Origin of the sequence: Janthinobacterium sp. SUN026 (assembly GCF_030397625.1) — a bacterium.
GTDB lineage: Bacteria > Pseudomonadota > Gammaproteobacteria > Burkholderiales > Burkholderiaceae_D > Janthinobacterium > Janthinobacterium kumbetense.
Map to the genome: position 1 here is coordinate 751,547 of NZ_JAPQNU010000003.1, position 15,266 is coordinate 766,812.

General features: G+C 65.5%; 16 protein-coding genes. 8 read left to right on the forward strand and 8 right to left on the reverse strand.

The features are described 5' to 3' along the window. Window positions 1-88 precede the first annotated feature (88 nt). Window positions 89-1,897, forward strand: a complete 1,809-nt coding sequence (locus tag OX459_RS18125) for a DUF6600 domain-containing protein (RefSeq protein ID WP_289906060.1) — start codon at window positions 89-91, stop codon at window positions 1,895-1,897. Between the two features lie 82 nt (window positions 1,898-1,979). Here OX459_RS18125 and OX459_RS18130 read toward each other — a convergent pair whose 3' ends face one another. Beyond that, a complete protein-coding gene (locus OX459_RS18130) occupies window positions 1,980-2,249 on the reverse strand; it encodes a hypothetical protein (RefSeq protein ID WP_289906061.1) in 270 nt (89 codons plus the stop codon). Here OX459_RS18130 and OX459_RS18135 point away from each other — a divergent pair. Then, window positions 2,248-2,544 (forward strand): DUF493 family protein, encoded by a 297-nt coding sequence (locus tag OX459_RS18135; RefSeq protein WP_070257888.1) that lies wholly within the window; start codon window positions 2,248-2,250, stop codon window positions 2,542-2,544. The genes OX459_RS18130 and OX459_RS18135 overlap by 2 nt on opposite strands. Here OX459_RS18135 and OX459_RS18140 read toward each other — a convergent pair. Then, window positions 2,537-3,736, reverse strand: a complete 1,200-nt coding sequence (locus tag OX459_RS18140) for a multidrug effflux MFS transporter (RefSeq protein WP_289906062.1) — start codon at window positions 3,734-3,736, stop codon at window positions 2,537-2,539. The genes OX459_RS18135 and OX459_RS18140 overlap by 8 nt on opposite strands. Before the next feature lie 125 nt (window positions 3,737-3,861). Between OX459_RS18140 and OX459_RS18145 the strand changes: the two genes are divergently transcribed. The 4 genes from OX459_RS18145 to OX459_RS18160 all read left to right on the forward strand — a co-directional run bounded on the left by OX459_RS18145 (window position 3,862) and on the right by OX459_RS18160 (window position 7,967). After that, window positions 3,862-5,334 (forward strand): PLP-dependent aminotransferase family protein, encoded by a 1,473-nt coding sequence (locus OX459_RS18145; RefSeq protein WP_289906063.1) that lies wholly within the window; start codon window positions 3,862-3,864, stop codon window positions 5,332-5,334. Window positions 5,335-5,409: 75 nt separating this feature from the next. Further along, window positions 5,410-6,114 carry a lipoyl(octanoyl) transferase LipB gene (gene lipB / locus OX459_RS18150; RefSeq protein ID WP_289906064.1) on the forward strand — a complete coding sequence of 235 codons (705 nt, stop codon included), beginning with the start codon at window positions 5,410-5,412 and terminating at the stop codon, window positions 6,112-6,114. Between the two features lie 37 nt (window positions 6,115-6,151). Next, the gene (gene lipA, locus OX459_RS18155; protein WP_077398299.1) at window positions 6,152-7,162 is read left to right on the forward strand and encodes a lipoyl synthase; all 1,011 of its coding nucleotides are present in this window, start codon (window positions 6,152-6,154) and stop codon (window positions 7,160-7,162) included. Between the two features lie 142 nt (window positions 7,163-7,304). Then, window positions 7,305-7,967, forward strand: coding sequence for a uracil-DNA glycosylase (locus tag OX459_RS18160; protein WP_289906065.1), 663 nt, complete (start codon window positions 7,305-7,307; stop codon window positions 7,965-7,967). A 68-nt stretch (window positions 7,968-8,035) separates the two neighbouring features. Here OX459_RS18160 and OX459_RS18165 read toward each other — a convergent pair whose 3' ends face one another. The 4 genes from OX459_RS18165 to OX459_RS18180 all read right to left on the reverse strand — a co-directional run bounded on the left by OX459_RS18165 (window position 8,036) and on the right by OX459_RS18180 (window position 12,068). Then, the gene (locus OX459_RS18165; RefSeq protein WP_289906066.1) at window positions 8,036-10,207 is read right to left on the reverse strand and encodes a TonB-dependent receptor; all 2,172 of its coding nucleotides are present in this window, start codon (window positions 10,205-10,207) and stop codon (window positions 8,036-8,038) included. Window positions 10,208-10,299: 92 nt separating this feature from the next. Beyond that, complete coding sequence (locus OX459_RS18170) at window positions 10,300-10,644, reverse strand: hypothetical protein (protein ID WP_289906067.1); 345 nt, start codon at window positions 10,642-10,644, stop codon at window positions 10,300-10,302. Window positions 10,645-10,711: 67 nt separating this feature from the next. After that, entirely contained in the window at window positions 10,712-11,533 is an 822-nt protein-coding gene (locus tag OX459_RS18175) for a helix-turn-helix transcriptional regulator (protein WP_289906068.1), read from the reverse strand. Then, window positions 11,523-12,068 (reverse strand): YbhB/YbcL family Raf kinase inhibitor-like protein, encoded by a 546-nt coding sequence (locus OX459_RS18180; RefSeq protein ID WP_099666021.1) that lies wholly within the window; start codon window positions 12,066-12,068, stop codon window positions 11,523-11,525. Before OX459_RS18180 ends, OX459_RS18175 begins: the two co-directional genes overlap by 11 nt. 220 nt (window positions 12,069-12,288) lie before the next feature. Here OX459_RS18180 and OX459_RS18185 point away from each other — a divergent pair, with 220 nt between their 5' ends. Continuing rightward, window positions 12,289-13,446: a PepSY-associated TM helix domain-containing protein gene (locus OX459_RS18185; protein ID WP_289906069.1), complete on the forward strand. Its 1,158-nt coding sequence runs from the start codon at window positions 12,289-12,291 to the stop codon at window positions 13,444-13,446. Window positions 13,447-13,536: 90 nt separating this feature from the next. Then, window positions 13,537-13,959 carry a PaaI family thioesterase gene (locus OX459_RS18190; protein WP_289906070.1) on the forward strand — a complete coding sequence of 141 codons (423 nt, stop codon included), beginning with the start codon at window positions 13,537-13,539 and terminating at the stop codon, window positions 13,957-13,959. A 2-nt stretch (window positions 13,960-13,961) separates the two neighbouring features. On the opposite strand, the gene OX459_RS18195 is transcribed toward OX459_RS18190, so the two are convergent. Both OX459_RS18195 and OX459_RS18200 read right to left on the reverse strand, forming a co-directional pair. Beyond that, window positions 13,962-14,657 (reverse strand): anti-sigma factor, encoded by a 696-nt coding sequence (locus OX459_RS18195; protein ID WP_251349674.1) that lies wholly within the window; start codon window positions 14,655-14,657, stop codon window positions 13,962-13,964. Beyond that, window positions 14,654-15,244, reverse strand: a complete 591-nt coding sequence (locus OX459_RS18200; RefSeq protein WP_077398290.1) for a sigma-70 family RNA polymerase sigma factor — start codon at window positions 15,242-15,244, stop codon at window positions 14,654-14,656. Before OX459_RS18200 ends, OX459_RS18195 begins: the two co-directional genes overlap by 4 nt. Between the last annotated feature and the right edge of the window lie 22 nt (window positions 15,245-15,266).

The following is a 15,266-nucleotide window of genomic DNA, read 5'->3' on the forward strand; positions in this document are numbered from 1 at the left end:
TAAGCCCGCTTGCGATGCCCGCCCGATAGGACTGTAATCGGGGTGTTGTCTACCTTTCATCTCTGTCCGTCCTGCCTGGAGCGCTGCCATGCGTCCGACCCTGTCTTCCCCGTTCTTGAACACCGTGTGCGCCGTGCTGCTGTCGTCGGCGTGCTCCCTGGCCCTGGCGCAGGACCCGCCCGCCCGCGTGGCGCGCATTTCCACCGTCGAAGGGCAGGTGCTGGTGCGCGCCGGCGAGGGCGAGGCGCAAAATGCCCTGCTGAACTGGCCCGTCACGACGGACAACCGCTTGACTACGATGCGCGGCGCGCTGGCGGAATTGCGCGTGGGTGCGGCCGCCGTGCGCCTCGATGGCGATTCCGAGCTGGAAGTGAGCGAGCTCGATGACGACAGTTTCAAATTGCACCTCGGCTATGGCACGGTCAGCGTGCGCGTGCGCAATCCCGACGCGCTGCGCGGCTTTGAGCTGACCACGGCCCAGGCCCGCGTGATCCTGACCCAGCCGGGCTGGGTGCGCATCGAGGCGGGGCGCCAGCCCGGCACCAGCATCGTCAGCGTGCTCGAAGGGGCGGCCGACGTGGATGGCGCGACGGGCAGCGTCACCTTGCGTGCAGGCAAGCGCGCCGAATTGACGGACGAAGAATTGCGCACGGGCGCCTTGCAGAGGATCGCCTTCGACAACTGGCCCGAAGCCTTGCCTGCCGCCGCGCCGGCCTTGCGCTATGTCACGGACGATACGACCGGCTATGAAGAGCTGGACCGCTATGGCGCCTGGCAGGACAACGCGGAATACGGCCCCCTGTGGCTGCCCAGCACGGTGCCGGCCGGCTGGGCGCCGTACAGCGACGGGCGCTGGACGTGGATCGCGCCGTGGGGCTGGACCTGGGTCGACAATGCGCCGTGGGGCTACGCGCCCTCGCATTACGGCCGCTGGGTGCTGCTGGGCCAGCGCTGGGGCTGGGCCCCGGGCCGCGAGCGCGGCCGCGTGCCCTGGGCGCCGGCCCTGGTGGGCTGGGTCGGCGGCAATCACGGGACCGGCCACGGCCAGCAGCCGGGCGTGGGCTGGTTTCCCCTGTCGCCGCACGAGCGCTACGTGCCTGGCTACCGCAGCAGTGCCGAGTATGAACGCCGCCTCAACCGCGTCGCCGACGGGCGCCGTTCCGTGATGGGCGAGCGCGAACGCCGTGAAGGCATGACGATGCTGCCGGGCGAGCGTTTTGGCGGCGCGCGCACGGTGGACGTGCCGCGCCGCAACCGCACCATCATGCCGGCGCCCGTGCTGCAAAGCATGCCCTTGAGCACGCCGCCTGCGCCGGCGGGCAACTGGCAGCGTCCCGCCGATGCGCCGCGCCAGCAAGATGGTTTCCGGCGCGACTGGGGCAACCGCCCTGGCCGTTTGCAGACGGACGATGGCCAGACGCACCTGGCGCCGCGTCCCATGCAGCCGAACCGGCCGCCCGTGCCGGCGCAGCCGCCGCAGCCGCAACAGCCGCCGATACCGGCCCAGCCCGTGATGCCGGCGGCGCCTTCCTTGCCGCCCGTGCAAGACCCGCTGACGCACCCCGGCTGGCGTGGCGAACAGCGGCCGCAGCCGCGCCCCGTCATCGAGCGTCCTGCCGAGGTGCAGCGCCCGGACGGCAACCGCTGGGAGCGTGGCGGCCGCCGCGAAGTACTGCAGACGGCGCCGCCGCCTGCCATGCCTGCGCCACCGCCCGTGGCCCAGCCGCGGCCCGCGCCGCCGCCGATGCCGGCTCCTGCGGCGCGTCCGGCACAGGAGGCGCGCGGGGGCGAACGCAGCGGGCCGCCACGCGAACGGAGCAATGACCGGAATATTGACCGGGGCAATGAGCGCGGCGGCCCCGGCCGTAATGGCCGGATGCAGGAAACGGAGCGTTGACCGGGCCGCTGGCGCTGGCTGTCTGTCCGTCCGGTCATGGATTATCGACGTTCAAGCCGCCAAACCGACAGTTCGTCACATTTCAGCGGTCAAGCCGCGGTGTTTTGTCTACAGTGGAGTCATTGCAGCACAGCGCAATGCCTTCACGGCTGACAGCACCGATTTTCCGGCTATTTTGTCCAAACGAAATAGTTTTCGCCAGCTTACAAAGCTGGCTTTTTTTTTCCGCGCCCCTGGCGCCATGGCGGCGGGCGCAGGCGCCGCCAAAGTTGGCTACAATACGCCTTTCTGCAGCCGCCGCGCGCCATGCGCCGCGCCGTCTGTTCTGACCGGCACTGATTGGATTTCCCATGCAAACGACCCCACCCACCGAAGTGACGATTCCTCCCAGCGAATCGCTGATCGAATACCCGAGCGACTTTCCCATCAAGATCATGGGCCCGACGCATGTCGACTTCGCGCCGACCATGCTGGAACTGGTGATCAGCCACGATCCGACCTTCCACGCAGGCCGCATGGAAGAGCGCCCATCGGGCAAGGGCAATTACACGGGCCTGACCGTCACCGTGCGCGCCATCAGCCGCGAGCAGCTCGACGCCCTGTACATGGCGCTGTCGGGCCACCCGATGGTCAAGATCGTCATGTAAGGCTGGCTGCCGCCACGCTGGCCTGGCTCTTCGTGAGCAGCCAGACGGCGGCAAAGGACGCGCTGGCCGCCGCCGTCACCCACAGCAGCGGCTTTTCGCTTCCGTCCGTGATGGCGGCGATGACGGCGCCGCAGGCGGCCGTGATGAGCATTTGCACGAAGAAGAACAGGCCCGAGGCGCTGCCCGCCTGGTCGCCGTACGGCTGCAGCACGGCCAGCTGGCAGGCGGGGATGGCCATGCCCACCGACATCATCACCAGCAGCATGGGCGCCACCAGCGACGCCACGTGCCGCGGCGCCAAAGTCCCCGCCAGCAACAAGCTGGCCGCGCCCGCCACATTGATCAGCACCGCCACGCCCAGCAGGTAATCGGCGCCCAGGCGCGGTCCCAGCGCGCGAAACAGGCTCGATCCCCCGATATAGCCGCTGACCGTCAGCGCGAACACCAGCGCGTACGCGTGCGGCGACAGGTGCATGCCCCTTTGCAACAGCACGGACGATTCCGCGATGAAGGGGAAATACGTGCAATATACACAACCGATGGCCAGCGCATAGCGCAGGAAATACGCATCGCCCAGCAGGCGGCGGTACAGCGCCAGGGTATTGCCCTGTGGCACGACGCTGGCCGGCCTGGTTTCCGGCACCCAGGCGGCGATCAGCCCCAGCGACAGCGCTCCCAGCAGGCACAGCACGCCAAACACGGCGCGCCAGCCGAACGCCGCGTCGAGCACGCTGCCGGCCAGCGGCGCCAGGATCGGCGACAAACCCATCACCATCGATATTTTGCCCAGCATGCGCGCCTGCGTGGCGGGATCGAAGCGGTCGCGCACCATGACCCGGCCGATGATGGTGCCGCTGCAACCGCCGAACGCCTGCAGCACGCGCGCGGCGATCAGCACGTGCACGTCGGAAGTCACGGTGCAGACGATGCTGGCGAGCACAAAAATGCCCGTGCCGGCCAGCAGCACGGGGCGGCGTCCGTAGCGGTCGGCCAGCGGCCCGCACGCGAGCATCGAGGCGGCCGAGCCGGCCATGAACAGGCTCAGGGTCAGTTGCAGTTGCGCATCACTGGCGTGCAGGGCATCGGCCATGGCCGGCAGCGAAGGCAGATAGATGTCGATGCTGATGCGCGACAGGCAGACCAGCAGCAGCACGATGCCGCCCCAGGCCCATAAAGCGAGTTGTTTCTGCATTGTTTTACACGATCCAGGCAAGCGTGCGCCCCGCTGGCGCACCGGAACGGTGAGAGTAGAATGTTTGTGGTGTAATGCGAAGTGCCAGTCATCAGAAAATTCATTGGACCACTTGGACGATTATTATGCCGCGAGGAAAATCACCGCACGCCCTGGACTTGCCTCGCCCCACCAGCTGGCTCGACAAGGCGGGCGTCAACAAGCAGGATGGCGCGTATGAAGCGCTGCGCTCGGCCATCCTGACGAAGATGTTGCCGGCGGGCAGCCGTTTGCCATCCAGCCGCACCCTGGCGGAACGGTGGGAGTTGTCGCGCGGCACCATCGAAACCGTGTTCGACCGCTTGCACGCGGAAGCGTACGTGACGCGCGTGCCCGGTTCCGGCACGCGCGTGTGCGCCGTCGTGCCGGAGCGCTTCCTGATGGCGGGCCTGGGCGACGCCGTTCCCGCCCCGCTGGCCGTGGCGCCCGCGCCTGCCTCGGATACGGGCGTGCGCGACGGCTTGCCCTTCGTGGCGCGGCGCGCCGACGCCAGCCTGTTTCCCATGGCCGCCTGGTCCAAGTGCGCCACGCGGGCGCTGGCCGCCGCCACGCCGGAGCAGCTGTGCAGCGCCGATCCCGCCGGCTTGCCCGAACTGCGCCAGCAGATCGCCGATTTCCTCGCCAAGTACCGCGGCGTGCGCTGCGACCCGCAAGACATCCTTGTCACGACCGGCATCCGCCACGCGATCGACTTGCTGGCGCGCAGCATCGTGCGCGAGGGCGACAAGGTGTGCCTGGAGGAACCGGGCTATCCGGCCGCGCGCGCCCTGTTCGCCCTCGCGGGCGCCGTGCCGGTGGACATAGCCGTCGACGCCGAGGGCATCGATGGCGCCGCCCTGGCCGCGCACGCGGATGCCCGCCTCGCCTACGTGACGCCGGCGCACCAGTCGCCGCTGGGCGTGACCATGTCCGTCACGCGCCGCCTGGCCTTGCTGGAATGGGCGAACGACCATGGCGCGTGGGTGCTGGAAGACGATTACGACAGCGAATTCAATTACCAGAGCGCGCCGCTGGCAGCCTTGAAGGCGCTGGACCAGTACCAGCGCGTGATTTATTGTGGCAGTTTTAATAAGACCCTGTTTGCCGGCCTGCGCGTGGGCTTCATGGTGCTGCCGCCCGCCTTGCGGCCGCAGTTGTTGCGCACCCTGCAGTTGACGGGCAGGTCCGTGGGCGTGACGGAGCAGCTGGCGCTGTCCGCCTGGATGGAGGATGGCGCTTTCGTGCGCCATTTGCGCCAGGCGCGGCTGGCCTACAAGGAGCGGCGCGACCTGCTGCTGGCCTGCCTCGAGCAGATTGCCCCCGGGCGCTACGCCATTTCCGGCCAGCAAGCGGGTTTTCATTGCGTGCTGTGGTTGCCGCCGGGCAGCGACGAGCGGACGTTTTGCGCGCGCGCGGCGCACGAAGGGCTGGCGCTGCAGCCGCTCGGTGATTTTTGTCACAGCGCACAATTGGCGCCAGCCGTGCTGCTCGGCTACACGGCCTTGAATGGGCCCCAGATACGCCATGCTGCACAAAAATTGGGCAGATTGTTGCTGTTGCCGGAGTCTGCCCCGGAATGAAACGGCGGCCTGGCTTATAATCACGGCTTCGCCGCAGCGTCCGCAGGGCGCCGGCAGCTGATTACAGAATCCGTCATGACCACCACCCGAACCGAAACGGCGCTGATCCGCGAGCTGGGCCGCGTCGATTACGAGCCGACCTTTGCCGCCATGCGCGCCTTTACCGACGCGCGCACGACGGACACGCGCGACGAACTGTGGATCGTCGAGCATCCGCCCGTATTCACCCTGGGCCTGGCAGCCGACTGCGGCCACCTGCTGGCCGGCGCGGAGAATGTGCCCGTGGTGCAGACGGACCGGGGCGGCGAAGTGACGTTCCACGGCCCCGGCCAGGTGGTGATTTACCTGCTGATGGACTTGCGCCGCAACAAGCCGGGCGGCAAGCTGTATGCGCGCCAGTTCGTGCATAAAATCGAGCAAGCCATCATCAACGTGCTGGCGGCGTATAATCTCGCTGGCGAGCGCATCGATGGCGCGCCTGGCATCTATATTGCCGGCGGGCCAGACAAGGGTGCGAAGATCGCCGCGCTGGGCTTGAAAGTGCGCGGCAACGGCTGCACCTACCATGGCGTGTCGCTCAACGTGGCGATGGACCTGGCACCGTTTTCCTGGATTAACCCTTGCGGCTATTCCGGCCTGAAGACGGTGGACATGCGCAGCATGGGCGTGTTGGCGCCGCTGGCCGACGTGCAGCGGGCCCTGGCCCACGAATTGACCGTATTACTCGATGTAAGCGAAGTAAACAGCGCCGCAGGCGCGCCTCAGGCAGCGGATGCCTGAGCAAACAAACCAACATGCCCCTCAAGGGCTTGCAGCCATGACTTCTGAGACCATTTCCAGCACCGCCCCCGCCGCTCCCGCCGCCTACAACCCGAGCGAAAAGCAAAAAGGCGCCAGCAAGACTTCGCGCATCCCGATCAAGATCATTCCGATCGAGCAAGTCGAGCGCCTGAAAAAGCCGGACTGGATCCGCGTCAAGGCCGCTTCGGCATCGACCCGCTTCTATGAAATCAAGGACATCCTGCGCGAAAACAAACTCGTGACGGTGTGCGAGGAAGCCAGCTGCCCGAACATCGGCGAATGCTTCGGCAAGGGCACGGCCACCTTCATGATCATGGGCGACAAGTGCACGCGCCGCTGCCCGTTCTGCGACGTCGGCCATGGCCGCCCGGACCCGCTGGACAAGGAAGAGCCGGCCAACCTGTCGAAAACCATCGCCAAGCTGCGCCTGAACTACGTCGTCATCACTTCCGTCGACCGCGATGACTTGCGCGACGGCGGCGCCGGCCATTTCGTCGAGTGCATCCAGCAAACGCGCGCCCTGTCGCCGAACACCCGCATCGAAGTGCTGGTGCCCGACTTCCGCGGCCGCCTGGAAAAAGCCCTGAACCTGTTCAAGGATGGCTTGCCTGACGTCATGAACCACAACCTGGAAACGGCGCCGCGCCTGTACAAGGAAGCCCGTCCCGGTTCCGACTACATGCACTCGCTGAAGCTGCTGAAAGACTTCAAGGCCATGTACCCGGACGTGAAGACCAAGTCCGGCATCATGGTGGGCCTGGGCGAGACGGACGAGGAAATCCTGCAAGTCATGCGCGACATGCGCGAGCACGATATCGACATGCTGACCATCGGCCAATACCTGGCGCCATCGAACAGCCACTTGCCCGTGCGCCGCTACGTGCACCCGGACGTGTTCAAAATGTTCGAGGAAGAAGCCTATAAAATGGGCTTCACCCACGCCGCCGTGGGCGCCATGGTGCGCAGCTCGTACCACGCGGATGAACAGGCGCACAGCGCCGGCGTGGAATCGGCGCTGAATTTCTAAGCACCTTGCGCTGTATCAAAGCCGCCCGCTCGCGCTGGCGGCTTTTTTTTGCCTGTTCGAATCGTATGCGTCTCATCCGGCCGGGCGTTCTATACTATCGTGCTGAAAATGCATGGTTGACGAATAGGCTATGAGGTGAGGCATGGACGTACGCATCGACGCATCGTGGAAGGCGCGGCTGGAGGCTGATTTCGCCGAACCTTACTGGGAATGCCTGGCCGCCTTCGTGAAGGCGGAATATGCGGTGGGGCCGTGCTGTCCACCCGGCAAATATATCTTCCGGGCCTTCGACCTGACGCCGTTCGAGCAGGTGAAAGTCGTGATCCTGGGGCAAGACCCGTACCACACGCCCGGCGCGGCCATGGGACTGTGCTTTTCCATCCCCGAAGGCACGCCGCCGCAGCCCAGCCTGCAGAATATTTTCAAGGAATTACAGAGCGACGTCGGTATCGAACGTACCCGCACGGATTTGTCCGACTGGGCGCAGCAAGGGGTATTTTTGCTCAACAGCGTGCTGACCGTGCGCGCGGGGGCGGCCGGTACGCATGCGGGCAAGGGCTGGGAAAAGCTGACGGACAGCGCCATCCGCCACCTGTCCGCCGAGCGCAGCAATCTCGTCTTCATCCTGTGGGGCGGCTACGCGCAGGCCAAGCGGTCCCTGATCGACCCCGGCAAGCACCTGGTGCTGACGGCGCCCCATCCATCTCCCTTGTCTGCGAATAAAGGTTTCTTTGGCAGCAAGCCGTTCAGCCTGGCAAATGCGTATTTGCAAGCGCACGGCCAGACGGCCATCGCCTGGGGATGAGGCATGACACGGTACGGCAACCGACAGCGGCAGGCGTTGCTCCCTGCCGCTGTCTTCGCGCGTAACTCTTAGAAGCTTGTTGATAAACCCGCATAGATGCTGCGGCGGGCGCCGTACTGCGGCGCTCCCACGCCCACGCCGGAACCGTCGCGCAGCAGGTAGGACTTGTCGAACAGGTTGATCAGGGCCAAACGGCCTTCCACCTTGCCGACCGGCGTATTTTTCCACGTGTGCGTGAGCGCCGTGTTGACGGTGAAGTAACTCGGCAAATGGCCGGAATTCGGTGCGCCGCCATCCGGCGTCATGCGCAGGCCGCTGCCGTAGAGGAAGTCAGCGCTCACTTGCGAATCGCCGAAGTGATAATGGCCGCCACCGGACAGCGTGTATTTCTGGTCATGATCGAGATAGACATAGTGGCGGCTGATGTAGTTCAACTCATCGGCGCCAAACAGGGCCTGGCCCGAGTTGATGTTGCGGCCCTGCGCCTTTTGCGTGCTGGCGTTGAGGAACAGGCCCCAGTTTTTCTCGCTGTAGATGGCGGATAATTCCAGGCCCTTGGCGTAGCCATCCGCATAGTTGAACGGCGTCAAAATCAATGCCTGGCCGAACTGGCCTTCGTCGAGCAGGTTGCTGATCTTTTTATAGTACACATCGGCCGTCACGGTCAGTTTCGCATTCACCTGGTGGCTGATGCCCACGTCGTAATAATGCGTGCGTTCGGCCTTGACGTTGTCCGACTGGCTGATTTCCGGCGCATTCGTCGTGTTCGCATACAGGTCGATGCTGCCTTGCGCCGCCAGTTCCTGCGGCGGCGGCGTGAAGTAGCGCGAATAGCCCGCGTGCAGGGCCGTGCCCGGCGCCAGCTGGTACGCCAGGTTCACGCGCGGGCTCCATTGCTGCTCGCTCGTGTAAGCCGAGACCTTGTCGAAGCGGGCGCCATAGTTCAGGGTCAGGGGTTTGCTGATATGCCATTCATCCTGCAGGTAAAAACTGGCCAGGGTGCCCGTCTTGCCGCTGTTGTCGACGATGGAAATCGGCGTGGTGGCGTTTTGCGCACCGTCCAGCGCCGGGAACACGGCCACCGTGTTGTCGCTCGTCGTCTTCTGGCGCGTGTAGGCCAGGCCGGCGCGCACGGTATGGTCCTGGTGCAACTTGTAGCTGATATCGAACTGGGCACCCGAGGCGCTGTTCGCGCGGCGCGAATCCGACGCCACGCCGTTGTAGATCAGGTCGCCGATGGAGTCCGGCGTGAAGTGCAGTTCCGAATACTGGTGGAAGGCGGACACCTGGTAATTGAGGTCGCCCAGGCTCTTTTGCAGCGACAGCACGAGGAAGCGGTTCACTTCGCGCTGGTTTTCATTCAGTTGCGACGACGGCAAGGTGGACGTGCCCGCCTGCGCATCGCTGTGACCGGCCAGCGAGAAGCCCGGCGCCTGGTCCGGATTGTTGGGGATCTGGAAGCGGCCGTTATACGTGCCGAACATGGCGCCCAGGCGCGTGTTGTCATCGAGGAAATACGACAGGCTGCCGAACGATTTGTTCTGGCGCGTCTTGTCGTGCAGGGCGCTGCGCGTATCCTGCGGGTTTTCCACGCCCAGCGAATTGCCCAGGTAGCTGCCGGACAGGTAGTAATTGAACTTGCCCACGCTACCGAAAAATTCGGCACTCGGCTCCACATGGTCGTGGCTGCCGACCATGATGCCGATGCGCCCGCCCGGCGTCATGCCGCCCTCCTTCGTTTCGATGTCGACGATGCCGGCCGTGCGCAGGCCGAACTGGGCCGGCAAGGCGCCCGTCATGAAATCCGTCTTGTCGATCAGGCGCGTGTCGATCGACTGGCCAAAGCCGCTGATGCTTTCCGGCAATTGCACGCCATTGATGCGGTATTGCACGTTGGCATGGTCGTCGCGCACGTGCAGGGCGCCGGAACCCTTCGAATCCTGCGATACGCCCGGCAGGCGCAGCAGCACTTCATTGAACGGCGTGTTGTCGCCCTGGCCCAGCATGTCGACCATGTGGCTGTCGATGCTGTAGATGGTGGTGCCGACTTTCGGCGACAGTTCGATGCGCGCGCTTTTCAAATGGGCGGACGTGACTTCCACTTTTTGCATCTCTTGCGGCGCAGCATCGGCGCCGGAACTGGCCGGGCTGGCATCCGCGGGCTCGGCGGCATGGGCGGAAAAGCTGAACAGGCTGGCAAGGGCGAGCGACAGCGCGCTCAGGCGTGGTGTGTGTTGCATGGTGAACCTCGAAAATAGTCTACGCCAGGCGGCCCGGCGCGCATGAGGACGCGGCGGTGCAGCCTGAAAAAAGGATAAAAACAGCGTGGGAACTACAACGAGGCGGCAGGCGGGCCGCGCACGGGCGGCAAGATGAGGGCGGCGGCGGGCGCCAGGGTGGCGGGCGCGACGGCCAGCAAGCGGTACGGCAATAACTGGGCGGGCGGCTCGGTGACGGCCGGCGGCACGGCGATATCGGCCACCTTGTCGATGACGGTGGCGCACAGCGCGCACTCTTCCGCGTCGAGGGTCGTCTTGTGCAGGTGCGACGCGGCCGTCGACAGCAGGAACACGAGGGCCAGCGCACTGAACAGCGCCACGCACAGCCGCCACGGCGTGCGCGCGAGGGCGGCGGCACCGTGATGAGCAAGCTTGCGGGTGGGCTGGCGGGAAGACATGGGCGCATAGTAGCAAGAAAATCGCCCCGCTGTCAGCGCTTGTTGCGTCATTTGCGCCGGAGCGAGCTTACAGGGTGGCGCGCAAGTCGCGCGGCGACAGGCCGTAATGCTGGCGAAAACGGGCCGCGAAGCGCGAGGGCGAGACGTAGCCGCAGGCGGCGGCGATGTCGCCAATGGGTAAGATGCCAGATTGCAATTCTTGCAAGGCCAGGCGCAGGCGCACGTCTTCCAGGATGGCGCGGAAGTGACGTTGTTCCAGGGCCAGCTGGCGGCGCAGCGTGGACGCGCCCAGGTGCAGCTGGCTGGCGACCTTGGCCACGCTCCAGTCGGCGGCCGGGTCCAGCAGCAGCACTTGCTGCACGCGCGCGGCCAGCGGGTCGCGGCGGTCCAGCAGCAAGGGGCCGCAGTGGCCGCCCAGGGCCAGGGCCAGCAGCAAGCCTTCGGCCTGGTGCGCCAGCAGCGCGGGCGGGCTACCGGCAGCCAGGCTGGCCATCAGCTGGTCCCAGGCCAGCGCCGCGTGGTCATCGAGCGGCACGCACAAGCTGGCCGTGGCCGCCTGGCGCAGCTGGCCATCGACGAGGCTGCCATGGCGCGCGCGGAAACGGGCGATCAGGGCTGGCGAAAAACTCAGCACTTCGGCCCGGTAGCCTTGCGTGCCGGGCAGGTTGGCCACGCCCAGTTCCTGGCCCGCCGGCATCAGCACCACGTCGTGCGTCCCGGCGCGCGCTTGGCGAGCGCCCCATTCCAGCAGTTTTACTCCCTGCCGCACGCGGCACAGGGCGCTCTGGAAGACGGGTACGCGGCGCAGGGTTTGCGCGCGGCGCGCCTCGATGGTGCCGTGGGCGATGCGCAGTTCGCTCAGGGCCACCGCTTCCATCTTATCTTCCATACAGTCCCGTCAGCTGTGCCTTGCCCAGCGCGTTGGCGTTGAGCATGTAGCCGAGCATGGCGCCGCTGGCCTGTTGATCCAGGGGCAGCTTGTCCACGCCCAAGGCCCAGACCGTGATCTGATAGCGGTGCGCCTTGTCGCCGGGCGGTGGGCAGGCGCCGCCGTAGGCGCTGTCGCCGAAATCGTTGCGTCCTTGGATGGCGCCCGCTGGCAGGGTGCCGGCCGTGGCGCCGCCCGGCAAGGAAGTGGTGCCGGCGGGCAGATTGAATACGCTCCAGTGCCACCAGCCGCTGCCCGTCGGCGCGTCCGGGTCGTACAGGGTGACGGCGTAGCTTTTGGTGCCGGCCGGCGCGCCGTGCCACGACAGCTGCGGCGCCAGGTTGCCGCCCGTGCAGCCGAAGCCCTGGAACACTTGCGCAGGTGCCAGGGTCTGGCCAGGGGCGATGTCGGTGCTCGATACCGTGAAATCGGCCGCGTGGGCGCCCAGGTGCAGAGCGAGGCCCAAGGTGGCGGCGAAGAGGCGGGCAGTGGTCATGGTTTTCCTTTCGATGAAGTATAGGGGAAAGTGTATGCCTTGCAACATTCCTCCGCGATGCCGATGCGCTCGCTGATGGTGCCGAAACGCTCGGTTTCCTCCAATTCGCGCGTTCTGATGAGCGTGTTGTATGGTTCTTCCCTTTCTTGCCGCACGTGATTTTCACTGCAGGGCTTTCATGCTATCGTTTCGCAGCCCAAAATTCCCAGAGTCCCCCTTCATGTCCAAGCGCCCGATTCCATGGCTGTTAGCCAAGCTGCACCTGTATGCGGGCCTGTGGTTCGGCGCCCTGTTCGTCCTGCTGGGCTTGACGGGGTCCGCCATCGCCTGGATGCCGGAACTCGATGCGTATCTGAATCCTAATTTGTTGCAGGCGAGCACGCCCGCGCCCGGCCAGGTGTTCCAGGTGACGCCGCGCACGCTGCAAGCGGTGGTGGACCAGCTGACTGCCGACCCTGCCTATGGCCAGCCTTCGCAGCTCAATCCGCCCGCCGATGCGCGCGACGTGTACGTGGCGTCGTACCGCCAGGCCGGCAAGCCGTCGCCTTTCAGCCAGGCCATCGTGCGCCAGGTGATGGTCGATCCCTACACCTTGCAAGTCAAAGGCGAGCGCGACTGGGGCCGTTTCGGCCTCACGCGCCCGCTGTTGATGTCGGGCATGTTTCATTTGCACCGCTATCTGCTGTCGGGCGACGCGGGCAAGACGGTCACGGGGATTTCCGGCGTGATGCTGCTGCTGATGGCGCTCACCGGCATCTATCTGTGGTGGCCGCGCCTGCAGTGGACGGCGATCAAGCGCGCGCTGACGGTGTCGCATGGCGGTTCCTGGCCCCGTTTTCATTACACGTTTCACAAGGCGGTGGGCTTCTTTGCCGCGCCCGTGCTGGCTGTGCTCGCTTTTTCCGGCATCTATTTCAATTTGCCGCAATTGATCGTGCCGCTGGTGGACTTGGTGTCGACGGTGCCGGATACGGCAAAATTGAAGAATGTGGCGCAGGACGGTGCCGTGCTCGATGCGGGCCAGGCCATGGCCGCCGCGCAGCTGCTGTATCCGCAGGCGCGCGTGTCGCGCATCGTGCTGCCGGCGAAAAAGGACCAGCCGTATGACGTGCGCGTGCGCCAGCCCGGCGAAATCGCCCACGGCGACGGTGCCACGCGCATCACCCTGGACGCGCGCAGCGGCTTGCCCCTGCGCATACGCGATCCCTTGCGGGCGCCGGCCGGCGACGTTTTCCTCGGCTGGCAATTCCCCCTGCATTCGGGCCAGGCGTTCGGCGTGGCCGGGCGCGCCTTCATTACCGTCTTCGGTTTGATGCCGCTGCTGTTCTTGCTGACGGGCAGTTTGGTGTGGTGGAAACGGCGGCGTGGCCGGAAATAGGCGGTTGCCAAACCGATGCGGGGAAAGTTGCTATCATCATAGTATTTTCCGGCAGATCCGCTGTCCGGATTCACCCGCACAAGGACCCGCATGAGCAATCCCGACATCACCGTAGCAATGTTGAATGAACGCGGCATCGGCCGCCTGCCCGGCCACCTGGGCATCGTCATCACGGCAGTGGGCGACGGCCAGCTGACGGCGGAATTGCCCGTGCTGCCGCACTTGCTGGCGCCGAATGGCTACCTGCATGCGGGTAGCGTGGTGACCCTGGCCGACACGGCTTCCGGCTATGGCTGCATCGTCAACCTGCCCGAAGGCGCCAGCAATTTCACCACCATCGAGCTGAAATCGAACCACCTGGGCACGGCCCGCGAAGGCACGCTCACCTGCACGGCGAAAGTCGAGCACAAGGGCCGCAACACGCAAGTGTGGGATGCCGTGGTGAAAAGCAAGGAAACGGGCAAGACGATTGCCCTGTTCCGCTGCACGCAGATGATTCTGTATCCCAAGTAAGACTATATTTTTACCCAGTTACCCTTGTACAAGATTGGTCCCGTCGGTCCGTTCGGATCCGGCGAACCGCCTTTCGGCTCCAGGGTGACGGCCAGCAAGGCCACGTCGCTGCCGAGGGCGCGCTGCGACAGGGCCAGTTTCACGTTGCCCTTGTCTGCCAATAAACCCAGCGAACGTGGGTTGCCGCTCTTCGGCACGGCCCACAGTTCCAGATCCTTATCACTCGGCACGGGCGCGTTGCCCACCATGCGCACCTCGAGCGCGCCGTGGCGGCTGTCGGCCGTCAGCAGCAGGGCCGTTTGCGCTTTCTCGTCCGTCAGGCTGGCCACATAGCTGATCTGCGGCGCATCCATCACGCGCGTGGCCACGACGATGACCAGCAGCGCGGCGATGGCGCTCGACGCCATGCCCAGGCCACGCCAGAACGCCAGCGAATCGCGCAGCCAGGACTTGCCGCCCTGCGGACGCAGGTGCAGGCGCTGCTCGATCTGTTGCCAGACGCGTTTGGGCGGCGCCACGGGCGTGGCGAATTCCGCCATCGGCTCCAGGCGCTGGCGCCATTCGGCCGTGATATTGCGCAAATCGGCGTCGTTGTGCAGCCAGCCTTCGAAACGCCGCCGCGCGCCCCCTTTCAGGGTGCCCAGCACGTATTCGGACGCCAGTTTCTGGCGCAGCACGTCATTGCCGCGGATATTCATGATGCCTCCCGTTTCGCCAGGCACGTGCGCAGCCGTTCTAGGCTGCGCCGTATCCAGGTCTTCACGGTGCCGATCGGCAGCGACATCTGCTGCGCCACTTCGCTATGCGACAGGTCGTGATAGAACGCCAGGGCGACCACCTGCCGGTGCAGCCCTTCCAGGGCGGACATGCAAAACGCCAGCGCCTTGGCGTCACCGCTCAGTTGCAGTGACTCGATCGGCGTGGCCTGGGGGTCTCGGAGTGCATTCATGACTTCGCTATCAAACTGTTCGGCATCGATTTCCACGGTATCGTCGCTGCGCCGCAGCACATCGAACGCCTTGTTGCGCACGATGGTGGCCATCCAGGTCATCGGCGCCGCCAGATGGCTCTGGTAAGCGGCGGCGTTGTTCCAGATGGCGACGAACCCCTCTTGCAAGGCTTCTTCAGCGAGCTCTTGCTTATGCAATATACGCAGCGCGAAGCCAAACAGTTTCGATGAGGTGGAGTTATATAGCTGGCGGAACGCGGTGGCGTCCTTGTTGCCGGCGGCGAGCAGCCAGGTTTTCAGTTGCTGCGGGTCGAGCGATTGGGCGGCTGGGGACACGGCTGGCCTTCACAAGGTGAGT

What these genes read in the sequence shown, in the direction of transcription:
- OX459_RS18125 (WP_289906060.1), top strand. Translation starts at nt 89, where the DNA reads ATGCGTCCGACCCTGTCTTCCCCGTTCTTGAACACCGTGTGCGCCGTG.
- OX459_RS18135 (WP_070257888.1), top strand. Translation starts at nt 2,248, where the DNA reads ATGCAAACGACCCCACCCACCGAAGTGACGATTCCTCCCAGCGAATCG.
- OX459_RS18130 (WP_289906061.1), bottom strand. Translation starts at nt 2,249, where the DNA reads ATGGGAAATCCAATCAGTGCCGGTCAGAACAGACGGCGCGGCGCATGG.
- OX459_RS18140 (WP_289906062.1), bottom strand. Translation starts at nt 3,736, where the DNA reads ATGCAGAAACAACTCGCTTTATGGGCCTGGGGCGGCATCGTGCTGCTG.
- OX459_RS18145 (WP_289906063.1), top strand. Translation starts at nt 3,862, where the DNA reads ATGCCGCGAGGAAAATCACCGCACGCCCTGGACTTGCCTCGCCCCACC.
- lipB (WP_289906064.1), top strand. Translation starts at nt 5,410, where the DNA reads ATGACCACCACCCGAACCGAAACGGCGCTGATCCGCGAGCTGGGCCGC.
- lipA (WP_077398299.1), top strand. Translation starts at nt 6,152, where the DNA reads ATGACTTCTGAGACCATTTCCAGCACCGCCCCCGCCGCTCCCGCCGCC.
- OX459_RS18160 (WP_289906065.1), top strand. Translation starts at nt 7,305, where the DNA reads ATGGACGTACGCATCGACGCATCGTGGAAGGCGCGGCTGGAGGCTGAT.
- OX459_RS18165 (WP_289906066.1), bottom strand. Translation starts at nt 10,207, where the DNA reads ATGCAACACACACCACGCCTGAGCGCGCTGTCGCTCGCCCTTGCCAGC.
- OX459_RS18170 (WP_289906067.1), bottom strand. Translation starts at nt 10,644, where the DNA reads ATGTCTTCCCGCCAGCCCACCCGCAAGCTTGCTCATCACGGTGCCGCC.
- OX459_RS18175 (WP_289906068.1), bottom strand. Translation starts at nt 11,533, where the DNA reads ATGGAAGATAAGATGGAAGCGGTGGCCCTGAGCGAACTGCGCATCGCC.
- OX459_RS18180 (WP_099666021.1), bottom strand. Translation starts at nt 12,068, where the DNA reads ATGACCACTGCCCGCCTCTTCGCCGCCACCTTGGGCCTCGCTCTGCAC.
- OX459_RS18185 (WP_289906069.1), top strand. Translation starts at nt 12,289, where the DNA reads ATGTCCAAGCGCCCGATTCCATGGCTGTTAGCCAAGCTGCACCTGTAT.
- OX459_RS18190 (WP_289906070.1), top strand. Translation starts at nt 13,537, where the DNA reads ATGAGCAATCCCGACATCACCGTAGCAATGTTGAATGAACGCGGCATC.
- OX459_RS18195 (WP_251349674.1), bottom strand. Translation starts at nt 14,657, where the DNA reads ATGAATATCCGCGGCAATGACGTGCTGCGCCAGAAACTGGCGTCCGAA.